This is a genomic window from Dactylosporangium vinaceum, assembly GCF_019904175.1.
Taxonomy (GTDB): Bacteria; Actinomycetota; Actinomycetes; order Mycobacteriales; family Micromonosporaceae; genus Dactylosporangium; species Dactylosporangium vinaceum.
In genome coordinates, this window is the sequence record NZ_CP061913.1 from 8,027,295 (window position 1) to 8,046,429 (window position 19,135).

General features: G+C 73.6%; 16 protein-coding genes. 8 read left to right on the plus strand and 8 right to left on the minus strand.

What is annotated here, in order from left to right; all coding sequences use genetic code 11:
- Positions 1–5 precede the first annotated feature (5 nt).
- The 3 genes from Dvina_RS36035 to Dvina_RS36045 all read right to left on the minus strand — a co-directional run bounded on the left by Dvina_RS36035 (position 6) and on the right by Dvina_RS36045 (position 3,125).
- The gene (locus tag Dvina_RS36035; RefSeq protein ID WP_246655548.1) at positions 6–566 is read right to left on the minus strand and encodes a TetR/AcrR family transcriptional regulator; all 561 of its coding nucleotides are present in this window, start codon (positions 564–566) and stop codon (positions 6–8) included.
- Between the two features lie 509 nt (positions 567–1,075).
- Complete coding sequence (locus Dvina_RS36040) at positions 1,076–2,563, minus strand: pyridoxal phosphate-dependent decarboxylase family protein (protein WP_223093778.1); 1,488 nt, start codon at positions 2,561–2,563, stop codon at positions 1,076–1,078.
- Entirely contained in the window at positions 2,553–3,125 is a 573-nt protein-coding gene (locus tag Dvina_RS36045) for a helix-turn-helix domain-containing protein (RefSeq protein WP_246655549.1), read from the minus strand. The genes Dvina_RS36040 and Dvina_RS36045 overlap by 11 nt, the downstream gene beginning before the upstream one ends.
- Before the next feature lie 52 nt (positions 3,126–3,177).
- Between Dvina_RS36045 and Dvina_RS36050 the strand changes: the two genes are divergently transcribed.
- On the plus strand, positions 3,178–3,918 hold the full coding sequence (locus Dvina_RS36050; protein WP_223093780.1) for a metallophosphoesterase family protein: 741 nt from the start codon (positions 3,178–3,180) through the stop codon (positions 3,916–3,918).
- Here Dvina_RS36050 and Dvina_RS36055 read toward each other — a convergent pair.
- Complete coding sequence (locus Dvina_RS36055) at positions 3,905–4,777, minus strand: SDR family NAD(P)-dependent oxidoreductase (RefSeq protein WP_223093782.1); 873 nt, start codon at positions 4,775–4,777, stop codon at positions 3,905–3,907. The genes Dvina_RS36050 and Dvina_RS36055 overlap by 14 nt on opposite strands.
- 84 nt (positions 4,778–4,861) lie before the next feature.
- Here Dvina_RS36055 and Dvina_RS36060 point away from each other — a divergent pair, with 84 nt between their 5' ends.
- From Dvina_RS36060 to Dvina_RS36070, 3 genes are read left to right on the plus strand one after another with little or no spacing between them, the layout of a single operon-like run.
- Complete coding sequence (locus Dvina_RS36060) at positions 4,862–5,395, plus strand: TetR/AcrR family transcriptional regulator (protein WP_223093784.1); 534 nt, start codon at positions 4,862–4,864, stop codon at positions 5,393–5,395.
- A gap of 40 nt (positions 5,396–5,435) precedes the next feature.
- Complete coding sequence (locus Dvina_RS36065; protein ID WP_246655550.1) at positions 5,436–7,070, plus strand: chitinase; 1,635 nt, start codon at positions 5,436–5,438, stop codon at positions 7,068–7,070.
- Positions 7,071–7,092: 22 nt separating this feature from the next.
- Positions 7,093–7,902, plus strand: a complete 810-nt coding sequence (locus Dvina_RS36070; RefSeq protein WP_223093786.1) for a serine hydrolase domain-containing protein — start codon at positions 7,093–7,095, stop codon at positions 7,900–7,902.
- 7 nt (positions 7,903–7,909) lie between these two features.
- Here the strand turns inward: Dvina_RS36070 and Dvina_RS36075 are convergent, their stop codons facing one another.
- Together Dvina_RS36075 and Dvina_RS36080 are read right to left on the minus strand one after the other, a co-directional pair.
- Positions 7,910–9,811 carry a S8 family serine peptidase gene (locus Dvina_RS36075; protein WP_223093788.1) on the minus strand — a complete coding sequence of 634 codons (1,902 nt, stop codon included), beginning with the start codon at positions 9,809–9,811 and terminating at the stop codon, positions 7,910–7,912.
- A gap of 204 nt (positions 9,812–10,015) precedes the next feature.
- The gene (locus tag Dvina_RS36080) at positions 10,016–10,996 is read right to left on the minus strand and encodes an aldo/keto reductase (protein WP_223093790.1); all 981 of its coding nucleotides are present in this window, start codon (positions 10,994–10,996) and stop codon (positions 10,016–10,018) included.
- Between the two features lie 64 nt (positions 10,997–11,060).
- Here Dvina_RS36080 and Dvina_RS36085 point away from each other — a divergent pair, with 64 nt between their 5' ends.
- Positions 11,061–11,993, plus strand: a complete 933-nt coding sequence (locus Dvina_RS36085) for an ArsR/SmtB family transcription factor (protein ID WP_223093792.1) — start codon at positions 11,061–11,063, stop codon at positions 11,991–11,993.
- A gap of 112 nt (positions 11,994–12,105) precedes the next feature.
- Here Dvina_RS36085 and Dvina_RS36090 read toward each other — a convergent pair whose 3' ends face one another.
- Positions 12,106–12,699, minus strand: coding sequence for an acyl-CoA-like ligand-binding transcription factor (locus Dvina_RS36090; protein ID WP_223093794.1), 594 nt, complete (start codon positions 12,697–12,699; stop codon positions 12,106–12,108).
- Positions 12,700–12,794: 95 nt separating this feature from the next.
- Between Dvina_RS36090 and Dvina_RS36095 the strand changes: the two genes are divergently transcribed.
- Genes Dvina_RS36095 through Dvina_RS36105 form a run of 3 tightly spaced genes read left to right on the plus strand, consistent with a single transcriptional unit; the run spans position 12,795 to position 18,238 of the window.
- Positions 12,795–15,062, plus strand: coding sequence for a putative bifunctional diguanylate cyclase/phosphodiesterase (locus Dvina_RS36095; RefSeq protein ID WP_223093796.1), 2,268 nt, complete (start codon positions 12,795–12,797; stop codon positions 15,060–15,062).
- Positions 15,063–15,066: 4 nt separating this feature from the next.
- Positions 15,067–17,079, plus strand: a complete 2,013-nt coding sequence (locus Dvina_RS36100) for a prolyl oligopeptidase family serine peptidase (protein WP_223093798.1) — start codon at positions 15,067–15,069, stop codon at positions 17,077–17,079.
- 1 nt (position 17,080) lies between these two features.
- Positions 17,081–18,238 (plus strand): ankyrin repeat domain-containing protein, encoded by a 1,158-nt coding sequence (locus Dvina_RS36105; protein ID WP_223093800.1) that lies wholly within the window; start codon positions 17,081–17,083, stop codon positions 18,236–18,238.
- Positions 18,239–18,461: 223 nt separating this feature from the next.
- Here Dvina_RS36105 and Dvina_RS36110 read toward each other — a convergent pair whose 3' ends face one another.
- On the minus strand, positions 18,462–19,124 hold the full coding sequence (locus Dvina_RS36110) for a hypothetical protein (RefSeq protein WP_223093802.1): 663 nt from the start codon (positions 19,122–19,124) through the stop codon (positions 18,462–18,464).
- Positions 19,125–19,135: the final 11 nt, after the last annotated feature.

Sequence of the window (19,135 nt, forward strand, 5' to 3'; positions counted from 1 at the left end):
GAGTCCTAACGGGTTTCGGAGAGGGGGGCGAGGGCCCGGTTGGCCGCCTCGATGAGTGCGGCCCGCAGCTCCTCGTCGGAGTAGCGCGAGTCTTCGTAGTCGATGCCGAACGCGATCGCCGGGATCCCGGCGAGCACGAGCTTCGCCGCGATCATCGTCGCGACGGAGTCGTCGGAGCCCACCAGGATCTCGCAGATCCGGATGGTCATCTGATGCACGTTCTGCAGCGCCGGCTGCTGCAGCAGCGACGGCAGGTCCCCGTAGATGATCTGGATCTCTTTGCGGTAGCGCATCGAGAGGTCCACGAACCCCTCGATCGCCGCCGCCCGGGCCCGCTCCCCCGCCAGCGTCTGGAGCCGCCCGAACAGCTGCTCGAGGTCCGCGATCGCGGGCGCGCACAGCTCGGTGAGGATCGCCTCTTTACTGCTGAAGTGGTACAGCAGCGCCGCCTTGGAACACCCCACGTCCACGGCGATGTCGTGCAGCGACGTCCCCTTGTACCCGGACGCCGCGAACAAGCGCGCCGCCGCGGCCAGGATCTCGTCCCGCGTATTGCTCCGTACCACACGCACAGCATGCCTGGCCGATCGGTCAGGCCCTGACCGATCGGCCAGATTTGAGAGTCACCTCACACTGCGTTCTCACATACCCACCTCCACCCACCGCACCCAAACCGCTCCACCACCCCGCCACCACATGGCCGCCCCTCCTTCCGTATCAGGGTTGCCGCCGGTGCCGCGTCCGGCGGTCAGGGCGTAGGCGTCGCCCATCCGGGCACCGACGCCGCCGTCCGCGCCTGCCGCCGCTCCGCTCGACGAGCCGCCCACGACGACGCCGCGGGGCGAGCATCCGACAGGCGTCCCTGCCGCACGCACGGCGCACCTGTCCATGGCCAACCGCGGCCGGGGCCGTCGCCGGCAGTGCAGAGGTGGCAGCCTGCTCGCGCCGAACGCGCCGGACCGGGCCGGTAGTAGCACAGGTGGCGGCCCTGCTCACGCCAGGCGCGCCCGACCGCAGCGGCAGTGCACAGGTGGCGGTCTGCTCGTGCCACGCGCGCCCGGCCGCGGCGGCGTGCTCAGGCGGCGGTCTGCTCGCGCCAGGCGTGGCGGACCGCGGCGACGAGGGTGTCGGCGTCGGCCGGTGAGGAGCGTGGGTTGACGACGCAGGCGCGCAGGGCGAACGCCGCACCGACGGTGGTGCCGGACAGGAAGGCGGTGCCGCCGAGCTGTACTGCGCGCAGCACCCGCCGGTTGGTGTCGTCGTCGGCGCGGACCCGGAAGCACACGACGCTCAGCCCGTGGGCGAGCAGTTCGAGCTCCGGCGCGGCGGCGACCCGCTCGGCGATCCGCGCGGCGACGGCCAGGTCGTGCTCGATGCGTGCCCGGTAGCCGTCCAGGCCGAGGTGCTTGAGCAGCATCCAGACCTTGAGCGCCCGGAACGGCCGGGTCTGGTCGAACCCGATCTCGCTGAACCAGACCGGCCCGCCGACCCCGTCGACGTCGCCGTCGGTGCGCAGGTAGTCGGGGACGAGGCTGAACGCCGCCCGCGCGGCCGCCGGGTCGCGCAGCAGCACCAGCCCGGCACCGACCGGCGCGTACAGCCACTTGTGCGGATCGAGCCCGACGCTGTCGGCCCGCGCGATCCCGGCCCGGGCCTCGCCGTGCCCGTCGAGCAGGAGCACGGCCGGGCCGCCGTACGCCGCGTCGACGTGCAGCCAGACCCCGAACTCGGCGCAGACTCCGGCGATGGCGTCGATGTCGTCGACGGCTCCGGTGTTGACGGTCCCGGCGGTGGCCACCACGGCGAGCGGCGCCCGCCCGGCCCGCAGGTCCTCCCGGATCGCCGCCCGCAGCGCCCGGGCCGACATCCGGTCCGCCCCGTCGGACGCGACGACCCGCACGTTGGCGTCGCCGATGCCCAACAGCCGCGCGGCTTTGCGAATGGACACGTGCCCTTCGACCCCGACGTACAGCGTCCCGCCCGAACCCGCGCCGGCCCCGGCGTGATCCCCGCCCACCGCGCCCGCCCGAGTCGCGGTGGTCGGACGGACGGGAGCGGAGACGGAGTCGGGGGCGGGGGCGGGGGCGGGTGTTGCGCGGTGCCGGGCGACGGCCAGGGCGGTCAGGGTCGCGGCCGAGCCGCCGGAGACCAGCAGCCCGGTCGCGTCCGGCGGGAAGCCGGCCAGCTCGGCGAACCAGCGCACAACCTGGCGCTCGACGTGGACCGCGGCGTGGTTGCCGCCGGCCACGCTCGGGTTCATCGCCGCCGCGAGGAGCTCCGCGAACACGCCGAGCGGATGCGGGGGCGGGTTGACCCAGCCGAAGAACCGCGGGTGCCCGTTGCCGAACGGCCACGGTTCGACCCGGGTCGCGAACTCCTCGAGGACGGCGGCGACCGGCGCGCCCGCTCGCGGTACACCCTCTGCTTCGAAGGTCTGCACCACGCCGGGGGGCACCGGCTGGAACACCGGCCCGCCGGGGAGCCGGGTGAGGTGCTCGACGACCAGGTCCACCGCCCGGTAGCCGGTCGCGCGCAGCTCCTCGGCCGTCCACTCAGTCGTCATGGCGGGCCCGCCCGGTGGTCACGTCCATGGCCAGGTAGTAGATGCACGGCTCGGGGCCCGGGTTGGCGAAGCCGTGCCGCCGGTCGCCCGCGTAGAAGACGCTGTCGCCGGCGTGCAGCTCGATCGGGTCGCCGTCGAGCGTGAGGCGCAGCGTGCCGGCCTCGACGGCCAGGTATTCGCGGGAGCCGGCGCCATGCGGCTGGAACGTGCCGGCGTCGACCCGGGCGTCGATGGTGGTGCGCATCAGCTCGAACTCGACGCCGGGCAGGACCGGGCTGAGGATGCGCCGCTCCCAGCCGGCCGGGTCGCGGGCCACGTCCTGCTCGGCGCGGCGCAGCACCGTCGTCTCCGGCGGGCGTTCGTCGCGCAGCAGCCGGGCGATGCTCGTGCCGAGGCCGGTGGCGATCCGGTCGAGGACGACGACCGTCGGGACCCGGCCGTGCCGCTCGACCTCGGACAGCATCGACCGGCTCACCCCGCTGGCCGCGGCGAGCTCCTGCAGCGTCAGCCCGCGCCGCTGCCGCTCGCGCTTGATCCGGTCGCCGAGCCCGTCGATCCCCATGCTTTCCACAATAGCGGAAATCCACTATCGTGGAAAGCGCTAGCATCGAGGGATGCGAGTGGCGGTGCTGGCCGACGTCCATGCCAACCTTCCCGCGCTGGAGGCCGTCCTCGACGACGTCGACGCGTGCGGGGCCGACCGGATCGTGCTGCTCGGCGACATCGCCGGCGGCCCGCTGCCGGCCGAGACCCTCGACCGGCTCGCCGCCCTGGGCGACCGGGCCGTCTGGGTGCACGGCAACGGCGAGCGGGAGATCGTCGACGCGTTCGACGGCCGGCCCGGCGAGGGGCGCACGGGCGCCGACGCGGCCGACTGTGCGGCGCTTATCGAGCAGCGGCACCGCGACCTGCTGCACGGGCTGCCGCTGACCGTCACCCTCGACGTCGACGGGCTCGGGCCGGTGCTGTTCTGCCACGCCACCCCGCGCCGCGACGACGAGTTCGTGCTCGTCGACTCGCCCGTCGCACGGTGGAACGCCGTCCTCGGCGGGGTCAGCGCGCCGCTCGTGGTGTGCGGGCACACCCACATGTCGTTCGACCGGCTCGCCGACCGGCGGCGCGTCGTCAACCCCGGCAGCGTCGGCATGAACTACGGGCCCGCCGGCGCCTACTGGGCGCTGCTCGGCGACGGCGTCGTCCAGCTGCGCCGCACCCCGTACGACGCCCGCCGGGCCGCCGCCCGGATCGTCGCCGGGCGCCACCCGCAGGCCGCGTGGTGGGCCGAGCAGTACGTGACAGCCCCCTACAGCGACGCCGACGCGCTTGCCGCGTTCACCGAGTTCACCCGGGACTGACGGCCCCGGCGGCGCCGGCCGGCAGCGCGTACGTGACACCGGTCAGCCGCTCGGACGCGGCCCACAGGCGCTCCTGCAGGCCCGTGTCCGACACCACCGGGGCCGTGGGTGCGGCGACCGGGCGGCCGGTGAACTCGCCCCAGCCGTCCGGGCCGTAATAGGGCGCGGGGGACGGCTCGAACGCGGCCCGCAGGATCGGCAGCGCGGCCGGGAGCGGGTCCTGGATCAGCCAGGAGAACAGCCACTTCGTGCGGCGGCTCACCACGAACCGGAACACCGCCGGGCTCGTGCGCATCAGGCCGGTCCGGGCCGCGCCCGGGTGCGCGGCGACCGACAGCACCGGGGCGCCGGCCGCACTGAGGCGCCGCTGCAGGGCCGCGGCGAAGAGCAGGTTGGCCAGCTTCGACTGGGCGTATCCGGTCATCGGCACGTACCGGCGCCGGGCGAAGTGCAGGTCGTCGAGGTCGACGACGCCGCGCTTGTGGGCGTTGCTGCTGACCGTCACGACCCGCGACCCGGGGGTGGCCAGCAGCCGGTCGAGCAGCAGGCCGGTGAGCGCGAAGTGGCCGAGGTGGTTGACGCCGATCTGGGTCTCGAAGCCGTCGGCGGTCAGCCCGAACGGCGGGATCATCAGGCCGGCGTTGTTCACGAGCAGGTCGAGCCGGTCGGGTGCGAACGCGGCCGCGAACGCCCGCACCGAGGCCAGACTGCCCAGGTCCAGCTCGGCGCGGCCCGGCGTGAGGACGGTGGCGCCCCGGCCGCGCAGCACTGTCGCCACCTCCCGGCCGATGCCGCCGCGCGCGCCGGTCACCAGCGCGACCCGGCCGGTCAGGTCGCCGATATCGTCGATCGACCACATGCGAACCCCCTAGAATCGGGATGAGCGTCCCGGTTATGCCGGCAAATATACGGGACAGCCATCCCGCTTACAAGGAGGTGCCCCATGCGGGCCGACGGCGTGCGCAACCGGCGCAGGGTCATCGACGCGGCGAAGCTCGCGTTCGCGGCCGAGGGGCTGTCGGTGCCGGTGGCCGAGATCGCCCGCCGGGCCGGGGTCGGCACGGGCACGGTGAGCCGGCACTTCCCGACCAAGGAGGCGCTGTGCGAGGCGATCGTCCTGGAGCAGGTCGAGGCCCTCCTCGGCCAGGCCCGCACGCTCGGCTTCCTCGACTACCTGGACCACCTCGTCGGCGTCGCCGCCGAGCATCGCGGCCTCGCCGAGACGCTGACCGGCGCCGGGTTCGACGTCGGCGCGGCCGCCGCCCGCACCGGCCTGGACCTCGACGGCGCCGAGGCCGCACTGCTCACCGCGGCCCAGCGGCGCGGCGAGGTCCGGCCGGACGTGACGATGGCCGACGTGAAGGCCCTGATCGCCGGCTGCGTGGCCCGCGAGTCCGGCGGCCCCGACCCGGCCGCGCGGGCCCGGATGGTCGCGATGATGAAGGCCGGGTTAAGAGCCCTGGACATGAACAGTTAACAAACCTAATAATGGCGACCACCGTCGATGGAGGTCGCCCATGAAGCCGATGAAGCGCGCCGCGCTCATCCTCGGCGCCGCAGCACTGCTGGTCACCGGCCTGTTCGTGGCCACCAACGCGTATGCGGCAAACCTGCTCGTCAACCCCGGCTTCGAGAGCGGCAACCTGTCGGGCTGGTCCTGCACCGGCTCCGGCTCCGGCGCGGTCACCACCCCGGTGCACTCCGGCTCGTACGCCCTCAACGGCAACGCCACCACGTCCGACACCGCCCAGTGCACGCAGACCGTGACCGTCCAGCCGAACACCGCCTACACGCTGTCGGGGTGGGTCCGCGGCAGCTACGTCTACATCGGCGTCACCGGCGGCGCCTCGACCTGGACCCCGGGCGCGAGCACCTATACGAAACTGTCCGTCCCGTTCACCACCACGGCCGGCCAGACCTCCATCCAGGTGTACCTGCACGGCTGGTACGGCACCGGCGCGTACCAGGCCGACGACATCGCCCTCGACGGCCCGGGCACCACGCCCACGACACCCCCGGTCTCGCCGTCCGTGTCGAAGAGCCCCTCAGCCAGTGCCGGCCCGAGCACCAGCCCGTCGGCCAGTGCCAGCCCCAGCAAGAGCCCGTCGACAAGCCCCAGCACCCCGGTGACGGGCATCCCCAAGCACGCCCTGATCGGCTACCTGCACGCCAGCTTCGCCAACGGCTCCGGCTACGTGCGCATGGCCGACATCCCGGCCGCCTGGGACGTCATCGACCTCGCGTTCGGCGAGCCGACGAGCGTCACCTCCGGCGACATCCGCTTCAACCGCTGCCCGGCCGCCGAGTGCGCGGGCGTCGAGTCCGACGCCGAGTTCCTCGCCGCCATCAAGGCCAAGCAGGCCCAGGGCAAGAAGGTCCTCATCTCCATCGGCGGCCAGAACGGCCAGGTCCAGCTGACCACCACCGCCGCCCGCGACACGTTCGTCAACTCGGTGAGCGCGATCATCGACCGGTGGGGCCTCGACGGTCTCGACATCGACTTCGAGGGCCACTCCCTCTACCTCAACCCCGGCGACAGCGACCTGCGCAACCCGACGACGCCCGTCGTCGTCAACCTCATCAGCGCGCTCAAGTCCCTCAAGGCCAGATACGGCACCAGGTTCGTGCTCACCATGGCCCCGGAGACGTTCTTCGTCCAGCTCGGCTACCAGTTCTACGGCGGCACCAGCGCCGGGGACAACCGGGCCGGCTCCTACCTGCCGGTCATCCACGCCCTGCGGGACGCCCTGACGATCCTGCACGTCCAGGACTACAACTCCGGCCCGATCTGGGGCCTCGACAACCAGTACCACACCATGGGCGGCGCGGACTTCCACATCGCCATGACCGACATGCTCAAGGCCGGCTTCCCGGTCGCCAACACCGGCCAGACGTTCCCCGGCCTGCGCGCCGACCAGATCGCGATAGGCGTGCCGGCCGCGGTCAGCGCCGGCAACGGCTACGTCGCCAACGCCGTGGTCCAGTCGGCCGTGACGTGCCTGGTCAACGGCTCGGGCTGCGGCGGCTACACCCTTCGCGGCGGCACCTCACCGGCGCTGCGCGGCCTGATGACCTGGTCGATCAACTGGGACCGGTACTACAGCTGGGAGTTCCAGAACGCCCAGCGCCCCTACCTCAACTCCCTGCCGTAACCGGGTGACGTAGGTTCGACGGGTGAGCGCACTGGAACTCGTCGACCGCTGGCCCGTAGACACCGCCGCCGTGGCGGTCGTGGACCCCAAGGGCGTCCGCGACCGCCACGGCCCGGATACCGCGCTGCCGTGGGCGTCGGTCACGAAGCTGCTCACCGCCCTGACCGTGCTCGTCGCCGTCGACAAGGGCGACGTGCTCCTCGACGAGGCGGCCGGCCCGGAGGGCGCCACAGTGCGCCACCTCCTCGCCCACACCTCCGGCGTGCCGTTCGAAGGCGACGGCGTCCTGGCCCAGCCCGGCCGCAAACGCATCTACTCCAACCGCGGCTTCGAGCTGCTCGCCGAGTTCGTGCTCACCCGCACCGGCGGCACGTTCGCCGAGCTGATGACCGAGTCCGTGCTGCGCCCGCTCGGCATGGGCGGCACCCGCCTGGAGGGCTCCCCCGCCGCCGGCGCGATCGGCCCCGTCTCCGACCTGGCCCTGCTCGGCCAGGAGCTGCTCGACCCGTCGCTCGTCCCGGATCTGATGCCGGAGGCGGTCACCGTGCAGTATCCGGGCGTCACCGGCGTCCTGCCCGGCTTCGGCCGCCAGGACCCCAACGACTGGGGTCTCGGCTTCGAGATCCGCGACCACAAGTCCCCGCACTGGACCGGCGCCCGCAACTCCCCGCGCACCTTCGGGCACTTCGGCCGGTCCGGCACGTTCCTGTGGGTCGACCCCGGCGCGAACCTGGCCCTGGCCTGCCTCACCGACCGTGACTTCGACACCTGGGCGGCCGAGGTGTGGCCGGTCCTGTCGGACGCCGTGCTCACCGAGCACGGCGTCCGGTAACCCTCGTTCAGGACCAGCTCGACGTCGACCAGTCGTCGGCCGACCAGTAGTGGCCGCTCCAGTAGTGCCCCGACCAGTAGTGGCCGGTCCAGTACTGCTCCGACCACTCCGGGTCGCTCCACGCGCCGGTGCCCGTCCACGGCGTGCCGCCCCACGTCGCCGCCGACCACGTCCGCGACGTGTACGGCGGCACCCACCGCTGGTTGTCCTGGTCCAGGCAGTCCCACAGCTGCAGCTGGGTGCCGTTCGCCGGGCTCCAGTCGGTCACGTCCAGGCAGCGGTTCGAGCCGGCGTTGACGAGCTGCCGGGCCGAGGTGACCTTCCACTGCTGCGCCGGGGTGCCGTTGCAGTCGAACAGCTGGATCTTCGTGCCGTTCAGGTTGCCCGCGGACGTCACGTCCAGGCACTTGCCGAGCGCCCGCACGGTGCCGTCGGCCTGCAGCTGCCAGTACTGCGCCGGCGTGTTGTTGCAGTCGTAGAGCTGGATCGGCGTGCCGTTGATGCTCTGCCGGTTCTGCACGTCGATGCACTTGCCGGCCAGGCCCGCGATCTGCCCGGTGCCGCCGGTGCCGCCGTCGCCGGTCCAGGTGTCACCGGCCATCCGGTAGCCCATCCACACGCCGCCGTTCCACGACGTCTTCTGCCCCGCCTGCGACGCCCACGCGGCGTTGTTGAACGGGCCGAAGATCGTCCGCTCGCCGGTCAGCGCCACACCGTCGACGGTCAGATGGTTGCCGCCGCGGGCGGTCTCCACCGAGCCCGTCCCCGTGCCCTTGGCGAACGTCTGCGTGGCCGACGGGGTGCCGAGCGCGGCCGAGGAGGCCACGTTCAGCTCCTTGAAGCCCTTGCCGGTGCCCGTGCTCAGGGTCGAGGCCCCGTTGACGAGCAGCGCCTTGACCTGATCGGGCGTCAGGCCGGGCCGCTGCTGCAGCAGCAGCGCCGCCGCCGACGACACGACCGCCGCCGCCTGCGACGTCCCCGAGCCCTTGAAGCCGGTGTCACCGACCCGCGCCCCCGGATACGTCTGATCCACGTAGGAGCCGATGTCGCGCAGCGACACGATCGACTCACCCGGGGCCAGCAGGTCCACCTTGCGCGCGGCGGCCGAGGCGTTCGTGAACCCGGCCAGCTCGTCGTCGCCGGTCGTCGTGGTCTGCTTCGTCGTGGACGCGCCGACCGCGACGACGAACGGGTCCATCGCCGGGTTCGTCAGCGTCGTCGTGGTGCCGCCGTCGTTGCCGGCCGCGATGACGACAACGATCCCGGCCTGCCACGCCTGCTCGACCGCGAACATGAGCGGGTCGACGTTCTGCGCCGACATCCCGGCCGTGCCGTACGACAGGTTCAGGACCCGGATCGGGTTCTGCGGGTCGTAGTTGCGGTTCTGCACCACCCAGTCGATCGCCGCGATCATCTGCGTCACGTCGGCCGCGCCGGTCGCGGTGCCGACCTTCATCGAGGTGACCTTCGCCTTCGGCGCGAGCCCGACGGTACCCCCGGCGCCGTCGTTGCCGACCATGATGCCCGCCATGTGCGTGCCGTGGCCGAACGTGTCGAGGTAGCGCAGCTGCCCCGACTGCGACTCGAACGACAGGTCGGGCCCGTTGACGACCTGCCCGGCCGGCAGCCCGGTCACGGGCGCGATGCCCGTGTCGACGAGCGCGATGCCGATGCCCTGCCCGGTCAGCGCCGCGGCGGAGCCGCTGTCGGCCCGCACGATCGACCGGACGGTCTTCATCGTGGTGCCCGCGGTCGCCGGCCACTCGTCGGCCAGGAACCCGCCGCCGCCCTTACGTGCTCCGCCGTCGCCGGGCAGCGCGGCCGCGGCCGGCCCGGTGACCCCGAAGGCCCCCAGCGCCGCTGCCACGGCCGCCGCGCCCCAACGCCGGACCGCTCTCGGTTTCTCCATCAACCATCTCCCCATCCGTGGCTTCCGAGAACCACGATGGGTGAGCGACAACCGAAAGTCACGAGCCCGTGACAAGATCGCGCCGTTCGCCCGACAGGAAACCCAAAGCCCTGTCATACCGCCGGCGACCAGCGCAGACGAACCACCCGACACCTACCGTCAGGCGACACAGGCCTCGTCGGTTCGGACGCGGTCGGCCGGCTGCTACCACGCCCACGCCTCCGGCCCTGGTCCACCGTTGCCGACGGGCGGAAACAGCTCCTCCAGCCGTCGCTCAGCGTCATCGCTCAGCGTCGTTTCCAGAGCCTGCAGTGGTACGTCCAGCTGCCCGACCGTCCGCGGACCGATGACCGGCGCCGTCACCCCGGGCCGCGCCAACAGCCACGCCAGCGCGACCGCCGCCGGCTCCAGGCCCAGGTCGTCGCAGAACGCCTCGTACCGCTCGAGCACCTCCCGATGCTCCGCGACCCGGGCCGCCGCGTGGGAGGTGCTCCGGCCGGCCGCGCCGTCCCGGTGCTTGCGCAGGGCCCCCGATAACAACCCCTGCGCCAGCGGCGACCACGGCAGCAGCCCGATCCCGAGCGCCTGCGCGGCCGGCACGACCTCCATCTCCACGTGCCGGGTCAGCAGGCTGTACTTCAGCTGCTCCGAGACCAGCCCCAGCGAGTGCCGCTTCATCGCCGCGGCCTGCGCCCCGGCCAGATGCCAGCCGGCGAAGTTGGAGCTGCCGACGTACAACACCTTGCCCTGCGCGACCAGCCGGTCCATCGCCTGCCAGATCTCCTCCCAGGGCGTGCCGCGATCGACGTGGTGCATCTGATACAGGTCGATGCGGTCCGTCCCGAGCCGGCGCAGCGACGCCTCACACGCGGCGACGATGTGCCGGGCCGACAGCCCCCGGTCGTTGGGCCCGTCGCCCATCGGCTGGTACACCTTCGTCGCCAGCACGACCGCGTCGCGCTTCCCGCTCGCCGCGAACCAGGAGCCGATGTACCGCTCGGCCGTCCCCTCGTAGTCGCGCGCCCCGTACATGTCCGCCGTGTCGACGAAGTTGATCCCTTCGGCGAGGGCCCGGTCCAGGATCGCGTGGCTCTCGGCCTCCCCGATCTGCCAGCCGAAGTTCATCGTGCCCAGGCACAGCCGCGACACCCGTAATCCCGAGCGCCCGAGGTTCGTGTACTGCATGCTGGAACGCTATGACCGCGCACACTCTGGGCCGAAACCGTTCGACCGTGCTCGAATGGACCCCGTGAAGCGACTGGAGCTCACCCCGGACGACCTCCTGCGCCTGCGCTTCGCGCACTCCCCGATGGCCGAGGTGGTCACCAGTGCGCTGGCACTGCGCGGCGACGCGTGGCAGTACAGCCGCTGGCGCCGCCGGCTCGGGACCAGCACCGACGGCCTGGACGTGCTGTGGCGGGTCCTCGACGCGCGAAGCGGCGGCATACCCGACTTCCTGACCCCCGTGCCGCGGACCGCCCGCCCCACCCTCGAGTCCGAGCTCGCCGTGATCGCCGCCACCCACCCGGACCGGATCGCGGCGGAGCTGGACTGCGCCGGCATCGGGTACGACGACCCGGCCGCGCTGATCCCGCCGCTGCTCGCCCAGATCCGCCGCTACTTCGACCTCGCCCTGGCCGACCTGTGGCCGCGGCTGCGCGCCACCGCCGACAACGAGATCGCGCACCGCACGACGACCGCCGCCTTCCCCGGCCCGCACAGCCTCCTGGCCGACCTGCACCCGCGGCTGCGCTGGGACCCCGACGCCCTGCACCTGGACTACCTGAAGGACACCCCGCAGCGCCCGTGGTCACTGCACGGCGAGCCGCTGTACCTGCTGCCGACCGCGTTCACCGGCGCCAAGGCGTGGATCATGGACAGCCCCGCGGGCCGGGCCCTGTGGTATCCGCCGCGCGCGGTGACCGCCCTGTTCGCCGCCCCGGCGCCCCCGCCGGAGCCCCTTGCCGCGCTGCTGGGCGCGACGAGGGCCGCCGTCCTGACGCTGCTGAGCACCCCGTCGAGCACCGGCGACGTGGCCGAGCGGCTGGGCCTCGCCCCGGCGACGGCCTCGCACCACCTGACCGCCCTGCGCGACGCCGGCCTGATCGTCGCCGCCCGCTCCGGCCGCCGCCTCAACTACCGCCACACGGACCTCGGCGAGCGCCTCTCCACCGGCGGCTGACCGCACCGCACCACGCACGGCTTCGGCGGGTTGCCGCGCGGTGTGCAGGTCGCCGCCGTCACAGCCTGCTCTGCGTCCTAGGAAACTAGGCTCCAGGTAGGCCCGCCCGGCGTCAGTAGTCGGCCAGGTGGCGCAGGGCCTCCTCGATCAGGGGCAGCAGCGGCACCGGAGGGTCGGCCTCGATCCAGCGGTGGCTCGCCGCGTCGCAGGCGGCGGCCACGGCCCCGCCTATCACGTCGGGCAGCAGCGAGGCCGGGGGCAGGTCGAGGCGGTCGGCGATCGCGGTGGACAGCGACCGCTGCATGGCGGCGCGGACGCGGAGGTACTCCCCCTGCATCGCGGGCGTCGCCAGGACCATGCGCAGGCCGGCGATCCAGACGCGGTCCGGGACGTGTTCGGGGACGGCGCCGGTGGCGAACTCGACGAGCATCGTCGCCTCGATCGCCGCGCGCAGCGGCTCCGAGCGCGGGCGGGCGCGCAGGGCGGCGCCGGCGCGCTGCGCGCGGTCGACGGCGAGGGCGCAGATCGCCTCGGCCTTCGAGGAGAAGTAGTTGTTGAAGGTCCGGGGCGACACGCCCACCTCGGCCGCGATGTCCTCGACCAGGACGCCGTCGAAGCCGCGCTCGACCGTGAGGCGCAGCGCGGCCAGGGCCAGGGCGCGGCGGGTGGCCTGCTTCTTGCGCTCGCGGAGGCCCGGCGGTTCCATGTTCCAAGCGTAGCAATACGTGCGCGGCCCGCAACGTTTCGTAATGCGCAAGAAATAAAGCTCAGGATGCCGCCGGTACCGCCGATCAGTCGCGCATGGTGCGGGACCGGCTCTGGATCGGCCTGCTCGGGGTCGGGCTCGCGGCGACCGCGCTGTGGGCGTTCGACGTGCTGCCCGGGCTGGCGTTCCCGCTCATCGGCCCGCTCTCCGCCCTCGCCTGGGCGTTCGGGCCACGCCTGCACGACGTGCGCCCGCGGCGGCCGTGGCAGCTGCTCACCGCGGCCTCGCTGTTCTTCCTCGTCGGCATCGTGGTCCGGGCCCTGCTCGTCGGCCGGCCGTATCCGGTGGCGCAGCTCGGCGACGTGTTCTCCGTCTGCGGCTTCGCGCTGCTGATGGCCGGCATGCTCAGCTTCCTCAACCGGTGGGGCCTCAACCGGCACGCGCTGCTCGACGGGCTCATCGTGTGCATCGGCACGGCGGTCACCTCGGCGCTGCTGTTCGTGCTGCCGGCCGTCGCGATCCCCGGGCGGCCGGTGCTCGTGAGCGTCCTCGCCGGCGGGTACCCCATCCTCGACATCGTGGTCCTGCTGCTGGGCGTGAACATGGCCTTCACCACGGCGGTCCGCCAACCGTCGTTCCAGCTGCTCGGGGCCATGATGCTGCTGGTCTTCGCGGGCGACCTGGGCTACGCGGTCATCGGCCGGCACGGGCAGGTCTCCGGCTCGAAGCTGCTCGACCTGCCGTTCCTCGTGGCGTTCACGGTCGGCGGGGCGGCCGCGCTGCACCCGACGGCCAGGGCGCTCGCGCAGGCGACGCCCCTGCCGGTGCAGGCGTGGTCGCCGGCCCGCATGCTGATCATCGGGCCGGCCGTGGCGGCGCCCTTCCTGCTGACCGCGCTGCTGGCGCATCCGTCGCCGCAGTCCCGCTGGATCCTCGCCATCGGCGGCGCGGCCATCGTGGCGCTGCTGCTCGTGCGGGCCTCCGACGCCGTGCAGAGCCACGCCGCGGCCCAGCGCCGCTTCGAGCACCAGGCGACCCACGACCCGCTCACCGGCCTGCCCAACCGGCGGCTGCTGCAGATCATGGTCGACCGCCGGCTGGCCGAGCGCGGCCCCGGCGAGGTGTGGATGTTCTACCTCGACCTCGACGGCTTCAAGCTGGTCAACGACTCGTGGGGGCACGCGGCCGGGGACCGGCTCATCGTCCAGGTCGGGGCCCGGCTGCGCCACGCGCTGCCGGCCGCGGCGAGCGTCGCCCGGGTCGGCGGCGACGAGTTCGTGGTCGTCCAGCGGTGCAGCGAGCCGGAGGCGATGGCCGGCGCGCGGCGGATCATGGAATGCGTCGAGCGGCCCCTGGTCGTCACCGGCGGCGACAACCAGGGCGCCGAGGTGGTGGTGGGCGCCTCGATGGGCATCGTGCGGGCCGACGCCCACGACAGCGCCGAGGCGCTCATGCGCGACGCCGACACGGCCATGTACCAGGCGAAGGAGCAGGGCCGCAACCGCTGGACGGTGTTCGACGCCTCGATGCGCGACGCGGTGCGGGAGCGGGTCGAGATCGAGGTCGCGCTGCGGGCCGCCGTCGCCCAGGAGCAGCTGTCGATCGCCTACCAGCCGATCGTCGACCTCACTGACGGGCTCGGCACCCGCACCGTCGGCGCCGAGGCGCTCGTGCGCTGGGAGCACCCGGTCCGCGGCTGGATCGGCCCGAACATGTTCATCGCCGTCGCCGAGGACGCCAACCTCATCTCCGCGCTCGGCGCCTGGGTCCTGCGCGAGTCGGTGCAGCAGCTGGCCCGGTGGCGCGACAAGGGCGTCGTCGACGGCGACTTCTGGATGTCGGTGAACGTCTCCCCGCGCCAGCTCGGCGACGCGGCGTTCGCCGACCGGGTGGCCGCGATCCTGGCCCAGGCCCGGGTGCCGGCGGCCAACCTGGTCCTCGAGATCACCGAGTCGGTGATGGTCGAGGGCGGGGAGCAGACCGAGCGGCTCCTGCTGCGCCTGCGGGAGCTGGGGGTCCGCATCTCCGTCGACGACTTCGGGACGGGGTTCTCGGCGCTCGGCTATCTGCGCCGCCATCCGGTCACCGGCGTCAAGATCGACCGGTCGTTCGTCGGCGGCCTCGGCGCGAGCATCGAGGACGAGGAGATCGTCCGGGCCGTCGTCGCCATGAGCAGCGCGCTCAACCTGGCCGTCGTCGCCGAGGGCGTGGAGACCACCGCCCAGCGCGACGTCCTCGCCGCGCTGCGGGTCCCGCTCGCGCAGGGCTGGCTGTGGGGCCGGGCCGTGCCGGCCTCGACGTTCGCCGCCCAGATCCGCGCGCGCGAACGGGTGGGCGAACCCATCGCCGTTCGGTCAGACTGATCCGATGCATCTGTGGTTGGAGGACGTGCTCGGCGAGCGGGCACTGGACTGGGTCCGCGAGCAGAACGCGGCGACGGTGGCCAAGCTGACCGACACCGCCCGGTTCACCGAGCTCAACGAGGACATCCGCGCCGTCCTCGACGCCGACGACCGCATCCCGCTCATCGCCTGGCACGGCGAGCGGGTGTACAACCTGTGGAAGGACGCCGTCCACAAGCGCGGCCTGTGGCGGCGCACGACCATGGCGTCGTACCGCACCGACAACCCCGACTGGGAGACGGTCCTCGACCTCGACGCCCTGGCCGCGGCCGAGGGCGAGAACTGGGTCTGGCAGGGCGCCACCTACCTGCGCTGCGGGCCGCTGGCCGGCGAGCACCGCTGCCTCGTCGCGCTGTCACGCGGCGGCGCCGACGCGGCCGTGCTGCGCGAGTTCGACCTCGACAAGCTGCGGTTCGTCGAGGACGGCTTCACCCTGCCCGAGGCCAAGAGCAGCGCGAGCTGGATCGACGAGGACACGGTGTTCGTCGGCACCGACACCGGCCCCGGCTCGATGACGTCCTCCGGCTACCCGCGCCAGGTCCGCCGCTGGACCCGCGGCACACCGGTCGCCGACGCCCCGGTCGTGTTCGAGGGCACCGCCGACGACGTCTCCGTCCGCATCTCCTGCGACCCCTCGTCCGGCGGGCACCGGGCCGTCGTCCGGCAGGCCACTGACTTCTTTCATGCGCGGCGGTACCTCCTGATCGGCGACGCCCTCGAAGAGCTGGACGTGCCCACCGACGCCGACGTCGACATCCACGACGAGTGGCTGCTCATCCGGGTCCGCACCGACTGGCCCGCCGGCGCGGCGACGCACCCGGCGGGGACGCTGCTGATCACACGCCTGGACGCGTACCGGGCCGGCGATCGCGACCTGCAGGTCCTGTTCACGCCGGACCCGCACACCTCGCTGAGCTACAGCGCCTGGACCCGCACCGGCCTGATCCTGGTCCTGCTGTCCGACGTCCGCAGCCGCCTCGAGCTGCTGTCCCCTGTGGACGGTGAGTGGCACCGGACGGTCCTGGGCAGCGACCTGGGCCAGACCGACGTGTGGGGCACGAACAAGGACAACGACGAGCAGTACCTCCTGCTCTCCAGCGGCTTCACCCTCCCGCCGACGCTGCGCCACGGCACGCTGAACGGCCGCGGCGAAGCGCCGGACATCCTGAAGCAGGGCCCCGCGTACTTCGACGCCGACGGCCTGGACACCCGGCAGTTCTTCGCCACGTCCGCCGACGGCACCCAGATCCCGTACTTCGTCGTCGGCCGCCCGGGCGCCGCCCCCGGCCCGACACTGCTGTCCGGCTACGGCGGCTTCGAGGTGTCCCGGGTCCCCGCCTACAACGCGATCGTCGGCCGCGGCTGGCTCGCCCGCGGCGGCACCTACGTCGTCGCCAACATCCGCGGCGGCGGCGAGTACGGCCCGGCCTGGCACCGCGCCGCCCTGCGCGAGAAGCGCCCGCGCGCCTACGAGGACTTCGCCGCCGTCGCCGCCGACCTCGTCGAGCGCGGCATCACCACCCGCGACCAGCTCGGCGCCGAGGGCGGCTCCAACGGCGGCCTGCTCATGGGCGTCATGCTGACCCGCTACCCGGAGCTGTTCGGCGCGATCGTCTGCGCCGTGCCGCTCCTGGACATGCAGCGCTACCACCTGCTGCTGGCCGGCGCGTCCTGGATGGCCGAGTACGGCGACCCAGACAACCCCGACGACTGGGCGTACCTCTCCCAGTTCTCCCCGTACCACAACGTCCGCGCCGCCGTGCCCTACCCGCCGACCCTCATCACCACCTCGACCCGCGACGACCGCGTCCACCCCGGCCACGCCCGCAAGATGGTCGCCCTCCTGCAGGAGCACGGCAAGGACGTCACCTACTACGAGAACATCGAGGGCGGCCACGGCGGCGCCGCCGACAACACCCAGCTCGCCTACAAGTGGGCCCTCGCGTTCGAGTTCCTCTGGCGCACCCTGGCCCCCTGACGTGGGCTGGGACTTCCGCGGCCTCTACACCGTGGGCACCGCGGCCGCCCGCGACCGGCTGACCCGCGACGCCCTGGTCCGGGGCCGGTTCGCCGAGATACCGCCGGCCGCGGCCCCCGACGCCGCGCTGCCGGCGCACGGGCTGCTCGTCGTGCACGGCTTCGGCCCCCACGCCGACGACCCGGTGCCGTGGGACGCCTTCTGGCCGGCCCCCGGCACCGCTGTCGCCGAGCTCCCGGACGAGGTGCGGGCCCTCGACCGGCCCCACCGCCCGCCCCGCAACCTGGTCGCCTGGATGCGCGAGTGCGCCGCGGCCACCGGGGCGCCGATGGTCCTCTACGAGTGCGTCATGTTCGCCGGCACCATCGAGGCCGAGGTCGCGCTCGTCTGCACCGCGACCGGCACGCGGCTGTGCGACAGGGCGACGGCCCGCACCAGCCCGCTGATCGTCATGCTGGAGGTCCTCGGCGCCCGGCCCCGCCAGTGGCTCTTCCCGCCGCACGAGCGCCCGTTCCCGCACCACCTCGACGCGCCGCCGCAGCAGCTGGCCCGGCTCAGCCCGTCCCACGCGTTCCGCCACGACGACCCCGACGTCGTCGACGCCCTGATCCACCGCGGCGCCGAACTCACCGGCGCCTCCCTCTGCCAGGCCGCCGAGCACGGCAACCCGGCGATCGTCGAGCGGCTGCTGCGGGCCGGCGCGCCGCTGACCCCGTTCCCCGACGACGCCCTCGGCCACGCCGCCACCCCCGCCTGCGCCCGCCTCCTCCTGGCCGCGGGCGCCACCGCCGACGCGCGGACGCTGGCGTCGGTCACCTGGCGCGGGTTCACCGACACCGCCCGCCTCCTGATCGACAGCGGCACCCCCGTCGACCTCGCCGCCCTGTGGGAGCCCGCCGTCCAGGGCGGCGTGCGCTTCCTTGTCGAACGGGCCCTCGCGACCGACGCCCCGGTGGACCGGCCGCGGGGGCTCCTGCTCGCCACGGTCTACGACCGCCCGGCGATCGTCGAGCTCCTCCTGGCCGCCGGCGTCCGGCCCACCCCCGAGGCACTCGCCGCCGCCGCCCGCGACGACCGCACCGCCATCCTCCGCATGCTGCTCGCCCACGTCACTCCCGACGCCACCACAGCGGCCGACCCCGGCACGCTCCCGACATGACCGTGGCGGCGCCGGCACCGCCACGGCGCCGATGACCGCGAGCGGGCGTGCGGGCCAGACCGCGGGCGCGCGGGCATCGGCCGCGGGCGCGCAGGTCAGACCGCGGGCGGGCGTGAGGGTCAGACCGCGGGCGTGCCGGTCAGACCGCGGGCGGGCGTGAGGGTCAGACCGCGGGCGTGCCGGTCAGACCGCGGGCGCGCGAGTCGGATTGCGACCGGGCGGGTCAAGTGGCGGCCGGGCGGGCGTCGGCCGCGGCGAGGGCGGCGCGCATCGCCCGGCGCTCCTCCGGCGGCCACGGTCCAGAGGCGGCCAGGGGGATCTCGGTCATGAAGCGGCGCTCGGCCTCCGGGATCAGCGCGGCGACGCGGCCGGGGTCGGTGGCGGCGGTGGCGTAGAGGTTCGGACCGTCGGCGTAGAACAGATCCAGGACGACGAGGCGGCCGTCGGCGGCGCGCATGACGTTGGCCGGGTTGTCGTCGAGCGGCCCGCACCATGGCAGGTCGCGGCGGGCCCGGGCGTGGACGCGGCGGATGTGGGCGGCGAGCTCGGCGACCGGCGGCGCACCGGCGGCGATCGCGCGGTGGAGCGCGGCGGCCTCGTCGACCGGCACCGGCCGGAGCCACTCCAGGATCTGCAGGTCACCGCCGCCGGTCAGCCGCCGGTGCGCGTACAGGTGCGGGACCTGGCGGGTGGACGCGGCGTCCCGGTACAGCGCCGCGGTGTACGGCCCGGTCGGGTCGAACGGGCTGATCCGGGCGGCCGCGGTGCCGTCCGGCGAGCGCAGCGCGATCGCCCAGTCGCCGGCGCCGCCCGGGGTCCAGCCCGCGGCCCGCAGCACCCGCTGCGCGTCCCGGTGGTCGGCCTGCGCGTCCAGCTCCGGCATCATGGCGTGCAGGG